7 protein-coding genes and 1 tRNA gene are annotated in these 7,502 nt (G+C 60.0%); 1 reads left to right on the forward strand and 7 read right to left on the reverse strand.

The annotated features are described in order from the left end of the window. Positions 1-287: 287 nt before the first annotated feature. The 5 genes from NW815_RS11490 to groES all read right to left on the reverse strand — a co-directional run bounded on the left by NW815_RS11490 (position 288) and on the right by groES (position 4,849). A tRNA-Val gene (locus tag NW815_RS11490) sits at positions 288-359 on the reverse strand. Positions 360-400: 41 nt separating this feature from the next. Further along, the gene (locus NW815_RS11495; RefSeq protein WP_414389394.1) at positions 401-1,564 is read right to left on the reverse strand and encodes a GuaB3 family IMP dehydrogenase-related protein; all 1,164 of its coding nucleotides are present in this window, start codon (positions 1,562-1,564) and stop codon (positions 401-403) included. Between the two features lie 115 nt (positions 1,565-1,679). Further along, entirely contained in the window at positions 1,680-2,474 is a 795-nt protein-coding gene (locus NW815_RS11500) for a DUF429 domain-containing protein (protein WP_414389397.1), read from the reverse strand. 338 nt (positions 2,475-2,812) lie between these two features. Next, a complete protein-coding gene (groL, locus tag NW815_RS11505; protein WP_011433224.1) occupies positions 2,813-4,447 on the reverse strand; it encodes a chaperonin GroEL in 1,635 nt (544 codons plus the stop codon). 90 nt (positions 4,448-4,537) lie between these two features. Beyond that, positions 4,538-4,849, reverse strand: coding sequence for a co-chaperone GroES (gene groES, locus NW815_RS11510; protein ID WP_011433225.1), 312 nt, complete (start codon positions 4,847-4,849; stop codon positions 4,538-4,540). A 244-nt stretch (positions 4,850-5,093) separates the two neighbouring features. Between groES and NW815_RS11515 the strand changes: the two genes are divergently transcribed. After that, positions 5,094-5,906, forward strand: a complete 813-nt coding sequence (locus tag NW815_RS11515) for a PhzF family phenazine biosynthesis protein (RefSeq protein ID WP_414416031.1) — start codon at positions 5,094-5,096, stop codon at positions 5,904-5,906. 64 nt (positions 5,907-5,970) lie between these two features. Here NW815_RS11515 and NW815_RS11520 read toward each other — a convergent pair whose 3' ends face one another. Further along, on the reverse strand, positions 5,971-6,954 hold the full coding sequence (locus tag NW815_RS11520; protein ID WP_414416029.1) for an apocytochrome f: 984 nt from the start codon (positions 6,952-6,954) through the stop codon (positions 5,971-5,973). Positions 6,955-7,076: 122 nt separating this feature from the next. Then, positions 7,077-7,502: cytochrome b6-f complex iron-sulfur subunit (gene petC, locus NW815_RS11525; protein ID WP_414416030.1), on the reverse strand; the 426-nt coding region annotated here is incomplete at its 5' end.

The raw sequence follows: 7,502 nt of genomic DNA on the forward strand, positions 1-7,502 counted from the left end.
GTTCTTTTCCTCACACCTTTTTGGCTGTAGAAGTGTCCTCATGGAAGCGACAAACTGCCTACCTCAACAACGAGCCTGGCAATCGCGGACTCTGGGAAGACATGATACAGCCGAAGTCCACATCGTCTACCACTTTACACACTTTCTGCGCGAGACTCAATGCAAGACCCAACTGCGGTAGATGATCGAGGCTCGATATCCACTACTCTACCTCAGGGATCCGGCTCTGGCTAGCGGGTGTATCTCAAACTGAGACAGAGCTCTCAAGCTGCAAGCTCCGGTGGGGATGGGCGGTACCGGACTCGAACCAGTGACATCCTGCTTGTAAGGCAGGCGCTCTACCGCTGAGCTAACCGCCCCCGAGGGATCCCAGTCCACCGAGTTTAGCATTCCCAAAGGACTATTTCCCCATACCCAAGCTCTGCGCCTTCTGGTACACCTTGCCCTCGGTCAGGAGGGAGGGGGCGATGCAGATCTCCACCTGCTGCATTTCTCGGAGATTGGCAGCCCCCAGGGTGGCCATGCTAGTGCGCAGGGCGCCCCAGAGGTTGTGGGTACCGTCGTCCAGGCGGGCGGGGCCGCGCAAGATTTCTTCCAAGGTGCCGGTGGATCCCACGCGGATGCGGGTGCCGCGGGGCAAGATGGGGCTGGGGGTGGCCATGCCCCAGTGAAAGCCGCGACCGGGGGCTTCATGGGCGCGGGCCAGGGGGGATCCGATCATCACTGCATCGGCTCCACAAGCGATGGCCTTGCAAATGTCGCCACCGGTCACCAATCCGCCATCGGCAATGATGGGAACGTAGGCGCCGGTTTCCGCCAAAAACTGCTCCCGTGCAGCGGCACAGTCGGCGATGGCCGTAGCCTGTGGTACCCCCACCCCCAACACGCCGCGGGAGGTACAGGCAGCCCCCGGGCCGATCCCCACCAAGACGCCGGCAGCTCCGGCCTGCATCAGCTCCAAGGCAACATCGTAGGTAACACAGTTGCCCACCACAACAGGAATGGGCATTGACCGGCAAAATCGGGCCAGATCCAGCAGTTCCATGCCTTCGGGAACCTTGTGGTGCACCGAAACCACCGTGGCCTGGACGAAAAACAGATCCCCCCCGGCTTCCGCCACCAGGGGGCCGTATTGGGCGGCGTGGGCGGGCACGCAGCTAGCGGCGGCAATGGCGCCGGAGGCTTTAATCTGGCGGATGCGTTCTTGGATTAGCTCTGGCTTCACCGGCTCGCTGTAGAGGCGCTGCATTAGGGGCACAAACTCGTCTTTGCCCACCGACGCAATCTGATCCAACACCTCATCGGGATCGGCGTAGCGGGTTTGGATGCCATCCAGGTTCAACACCCCGAAAGCTCCCAGCTCCGAGAGCAAAATGGCCATTCGCACATCCACCACGCCATCCATGGCGCTGGCGATGATGGGGATTTGCCGTTGGATCCCTCCCAGGGTGAAGTGGGTATCCACCAGGCTGGGATCCAGCGTTCGTCTGCCTGGGGCCAGCGCGATTTCATCCAGCCCGTAAGCGCGTCTTGCCTGCCGATTGCGGCCCAGTTGCACGTCCATTTTTCCCCTGTTCTGCGGATCCCTTGTTTTTATCATGCCGCCAAGGAGGGATCCAAGGCTAGCGAGAGTTTTGTTCTTCTGGTTGGGATTTCCACCTGCGATCCCGGAGCGGGTCTCAATCAGCCTCAGAGGTTCGAGGGGGCAAGGGCGTGAAAATGTGCCCTTCTTGCAGGTTGCCGAAACTGCGGCAGCGCTCGGATCCCCAGCGGAACCCGTAGAGGGCGATGTAAGCACACATCAAGGCATCCACTTGATCTTCGTAGTTTTTGAGCCGACGGCTCTTGAGGGATCCCACCTCCACTTGAAGCAGCTCCTCGTGGCCCTGGAGAGCCGGGTCAGCGGCAGCTAGAGAGCGCAGATGATGCTGGTAAAGCCGCCAGGCTTGTTGCCGTTCTGGCCAGGTGCGTCGAGGGCGGGCCTTGTATTTTAGAGTGCGGCTGAGGCCAAAGAGGCTTACCAAGGCGCTGTGGGGGAAGACCTCGGTCACTTGGCGGGTAAGTTTTCCTCGCTCGATGCTGGCCTGCTCCCGAAAGCCATAACTGGCTAGGGCTTGCACCAAGGCTTCCCCTCTCACCTGGCCGTTTTTTTCTAGAAGCCGGCGGTTGGCTGGGTGGGCCCCGGCTGCGTAGGCGCGAAACACCCGGTTCAGTTCGGCCTCGGCCCGTCGCTGTCCGCTGAGGTTGGGGACGCGCAGGGGGGCATCCACCGCCACCAAGCAGGGATCTTCGCCCGCCTGAGCTTGAATATAGTCCAGGATCTCCTCATCCGTTTGGAGAATGCGGCTATCGACCAGATGGCCTGTCAAGTTCTGCCTGCCGGGATCCCCGAGCTGGACTCGCAGCGTGGCCAGACCGGAAGGGTTGCGGGTTGACCAAGCCAGATCCAGGCCAATGCAAATCAACTGAGCCACACCGCCTTCCCCTTTTCCTCAAGTTCGACAGATCAAAGCCATTTCCAAGAGCCAGTTTGAGGCAGTTCCCGATTGCATGGCTCCGGCGCCCTCACCCCCAGCCCCTCTCCCTCTGAGAAAAGGGGTTAGGGATCAGCATCACAAACAGTTTCGCTGCTGTCTCACGGTCGTTGGGAATGATCCCGCCGGATTGCCTGCGTCTTGATGAAAATCCACAAGAAAAGGGATCCCACCAGGGGATCCCGAAAGATTCATCCAAGATGCCTGGCCAGGAAGCGAAGTGCCCATGGGCTCTTCGGTGAGCCTCAGGGATCCACCTCGCTGTGGCGGTCAACGGATTAGTAGTCGTAGTCACTCATGCCGCTGCCGCTGCTTGCCGGCGTGTTGGTTTTGGGCTCGGGCTTGTCCACCACGATCGCTTCAGTGGTCAGCACCATCCCCGCAATGGAAGCGGCGTTTTGCAGGGCAGAACGGGTAACCTTGGCCGGGTCTACAATGCCCGCCTCGAACATATCCACGAAGGCGTCGTTCTGAGCATCGTAGCCGGTGTTGAAGGGCTTATCTTTCACCCGCTCCAGCACAATGGAGCCGTTTTGGCCGGCGTTCTCAGCAATGCGGCGCAGCGGAGCGCCCAGAGCGCGGGCGACCAGGTTGGCCCCCACCAGTTCATCGCCGGACAGGTTTGCTTGCGCCCACTCGGTTACCACTGGGATCAGGTGTGCCAAGGTGGTACCGCCGCCGGGAACGATCCCTTCTTCTACCGCCGCTTTGGTGGCGTTGATGGCATCTTCCAGGCGCAACTTGCGGTCTTTCATCTCGGTTTCAGTGGCCGCGCCCACTTTGATCACTGCCACACCGCCGGAGAGCTTGGCCAGGCGCTCTTGCAGTTTTTCTTTGTCGTAGGTGGAGTCGGTTTCCTCAATTTGGCGACGAATTTGCTCGCAACGGGCTTTCACAGCCGCTTCGTTGCCTTCCGCCACGATGGTGGTATTGTCTTTGGTTACCGTGACGCGACGGGCAGTGCCGAAGGAATCGAGGCGAGCGTTCTCCAGCTTCAGGCCGCGCTCTTCGCTGATCACCTCACCGCCGGTCAGGATGGCAATGTCTTCCAACATAGCCTTGCGGCGATCCCCGAAGCCAGGCGCTTTCACCGCCACCACGCTCAGCACACCCCGCAGCTTGTTCACCACCAGGGTAGCCAGCGCTTCTTTCTCGATGTCTTCGGCGATGATCAGCAGAGGACGACCGGCGCGGGCCACCTGCTCCAGAACCGGTACCAGGTCTTGCACCAGGGTGATCTTCTTATCGGTGATGAGGATGTAGGGGTTTTCCAGAACCGCTTCCATCCGCTCGGTATCGGTGACGAAGTAAGGGGAGATGTAGCCCTTGTCGAAGCGCATCCCTTCCGTCACTTCCAGCTCGGTGGTCATGGACTTGCCTTCTTCCAGGGAGATCACCCCTTCGCGGCCCACCTTGTCCATGGCCTCGGCAATCATACGGCCCACTTCTTCATCGTTACCGGCGGAAATGGCCGCCACCTGGGCAATGGCTTTGGAATCTTCGACCGGGCGGGCATGTTCGGCGATCTTGTCGACCAAGAACTTCACCGCCTTGTCGATCCCCCGCTTTAGGGCAATCGGGTTGGCGCCGGCAGCCACGTTTTTCAGACCTTCTTTCACCATGGCGTGGGCCAAGACCGTGGCCGTGGTGGTGCCATCCCCAGCCGTGTCATTGGTCTTGGAAGCCGCCTGCCGGATCAAGGAAACGCCTGTGTTCTCAATGTGGTCTTCCAGCTCGATTTCTTTGGCAATGGTTACCCCGTCGTTGATGATTTGGGGGGCGCCAAACTTCTTCTCCAGCACGACGTTGCGCCCTTTGGGGCCCAGGGTAACGGCTACGGCTTCTGCCAAGATATCCATGCCGTGCTCTAGAGCGCGGCGGGCTTCTTCACTGAAGATGATTGATTTGGCCATAGTCAACCTCTCCGATGCAAATGCAGGTAAGGGTGAAACAGAGTCTCAAGGATTCAATCGTTCGTTGAACTGCTGCTGAATCACTGACCATTACTGAACAATGGCGAGAATGTCCCGCTCGGCCAACAGCACATATTCATCGCTGCCCAGCTTGACTTCGGTTCCGGCATACTTGGAGTAGAGCACTTTGTCGCCGGCTTTCAGTTCCATCGGGATCAGCTTGCCCTCGTCGTTGCGCTTGCCAGGGCCAACAGCAACCACTTCCCCCACCTGGGGCTTTTCCTTGGCAGTGTCCGGCAAGAAGATCCCACCTGCGGTTTTCTCGTCCTGCTGAGCGATTTTGACCAGCACGCGGTCGCCCAGCGGCTTCAGGGTAGAGACGTTAAGAGCTACTGCAGCCATGACGAATGTCCTCCGTGATCCTAAAGCACGAAGCTGAAGTTTTCATTTCCATTAGTTCCACTTCCCCGAAGGGAAGCGACTTAGCACTCTCGACTTACGAGTGCTAGTTTATCAGCCAACTTTCTGGCCTGACAATAGCCTCTGTCGGTGGGATCCCGCTTTTGGCGGGTACGGTCGGGGTGCGGATCCCCCTACTTTTGGTGCCGGTGTGGGATCATGGCCTGAGTTGGGCTGGGTTGAGAACGTGCGGATCCCGTTGTTTCAGGTGGATGCGTTTACGGCAGTGCCTTTTGCAGGTAACCCCGCGGCGGTGTGTCTGCTGCCCCAGGAGTTGCCAGAGGCGCTGATGCAGGCCATTGCCGCAGAGAACAATTTGTCGGAGACGGCTTTTTTACTTCCCCAGGGATCCCAGGGCGAGGTTCCCCACTATGGGCTGCGCTGGTTTACTCCCACCACCGAGGTGAATCTCTGTGGCCACGCCACCTTGGCCAGCGCCTATGTGCTGTTGACGGAGGTGCATCCTGAGGCGGAGAGGGTAGCCTTTTCCACCCGCAGTGGCCTGTTGCAGGTGCGGCGGCAGGGGGATCGCCTGGCCATGGATTTTCCTGCTCAAACCCCGGAACCTTGGCCAGAAGCCAAGGAGCAGGTGGCAGCGGCTTTGGGGATCCCACCTGTGGAGCTATACCGGGGGGACATGGGGGTAGCGGTGCTGGCTTCGGCGGAACAAGTGCAGCAGGTGCAACCGGATCTGGCCCAGGTTCAAGCGCTCCCCGTTCCGGGGTTGATCGTCACAGCCTCTGGGGCGGATCTAGAGGATGGGCCGGATTTTGTCTGCCGCGTTTTTGCCCCTCGGCTGGGGATCCCGGAGGATCCGGTGACGGGATCCGCCCAGTGTCTTTTGATGCCCTATTGGGCCAAACGCCTGGGCCGACTTGATTTGAAGGCTCACCAGCTCTCGGCCCGCGGGGGCGAGCTGTGGTGCCGAGATCGAGGCTCACGGGTGGAGATTGCTGGGCAAGCGGTGCTGGTGATCAGAGGAGAGCTGAGGCTGCCTTAGAACCCTACCGAACAAAAAACACCCCGGATATGCTTCCGAGGTGCAGGCTAGGAAAGAGCTTGAGCTAGCCGAGGATTTCGGCGGCTTGAATGAGCTCCACCTGCTTTTTCTTCAGCACCAACAGCACCTGGGTAATGGTAATGGCTGCCAGGAAGGCCACCAGCCATTTCACCCGATCCGGGCTTTGCAGCACCAGATCCCGCTCCACCTGGCCAAAGCCGCCCACATTGGGATTGTTGGTGACGGGATCCCCTTCTTTGACGCTGTCGCCAACGGCAACCACCAGCTCCGGCCCAGGTGGCACCACCAGGTTTTGGATCCCACTTTCGCTCTCGAAGCTGAGAACCCGCGTGCCTGGCAGCTCATATTCCGGGGGCACCAGGCTGGCCAATTCAGCCGGCAGATCGCTGATATCGGAGTCGAGGGTGGCAATGTTGACCAGACGCCCCGTGGCTGGGGCGCGGAAGACGTTGTTGTTGCTGAGGCTGCCGTCGGGGTTGAGCTGACCGCGACCCCGGTTGGCCCCAATGTAAACGCGATACTTCATGAAGGCCACCGAGGGATCCTCTTTCGGGTCAGGGGCCACCACTGGAAAGACGATTTCTTGATGCTGCTCGCCCGGCAAAGGCCCGACCAGGAGGATGTTGGGCTTCGCGTCGCTGTAGGGGGTGATGTAGGTCTCGGCAGTTTCTTGCCGTTGTTCCTCGGTCATCTCGGCTTCGGTGGCTAAACGGAAGCCCTCCGGCAAGACCACCACCGCGCCCACATTCAACCCACCCTTGCTGCCGTCTGCCAGCACCTGCTGCTTGCTCAGGTCATAAGGGATCCCAACTTTGATGGTGAACACCTGGCCGGGGGTGACTGCCTGGGGCACCTCGGCGCGAGTGGGCATGGCGTTCAGGTGGCAGTTGGCACAGACAATTTTTCCGGTCGCCTCGCGGGGGTTGTCGTAGGCCATCTGGGCGTAATAGGGGTAGGCTGCCGCCGGACGTGCCCCCATCCCCAGCAACAGCAGCAGCCCACAGAAGGCCAAGCAGATTCGCTTCATAACTCTCAGCTCAGAATGAATTTCCATCACAGGTTTAGGACACAGTCTTGGAACAGCCATCTCGACAATTTGCCCCAAATCGTTCGGCAAAAGCCGGCACAGCCAGCGGGATCCCTTGCCCTTTAGGTTTCCCGGAAATCGGGGCCTTGCCAAGGGCTGAAGCGGACGTTGTCGCCATCCACAGTGGCGCTCACCAGCTCCAGCGAGCGGGGAGCCGGTCCCCGGATCACCTTGCCATTGGCCGCATACTGGGATCCGTGGCAAGGGCACTTAAACAAGTTTTCCCCCACATTCCAGGGCACCACGCAACCGAGGTGGGTACAAACCGCGTTGAGGCCATAGTTGGCCACCGCCCCATTGTCGATCACGATGTAGGTGGGATCCCCCTTCAAACCTTGGGCCAGCACCCGATCCGTAGCGGCATGGGTGGCCAACAGCTCACTGACACTGATGGGCTTGCCGAGAGCGTCCTGAGCGATGAGGCCCTCACCCCCTCCACCGGAAGAGGGCGGGATAAAGTACTTCACCACCGGGTAGAGGGCGCCCAC

The organism is Synechococcus sp. R6-7 (genome assembly GCF_047461695.1).
Lineage (GTDB): Bacteria > Cyanobacteriota > Cyanobacteriia > Thermostichales > Thermostichaceae > Thermostichus.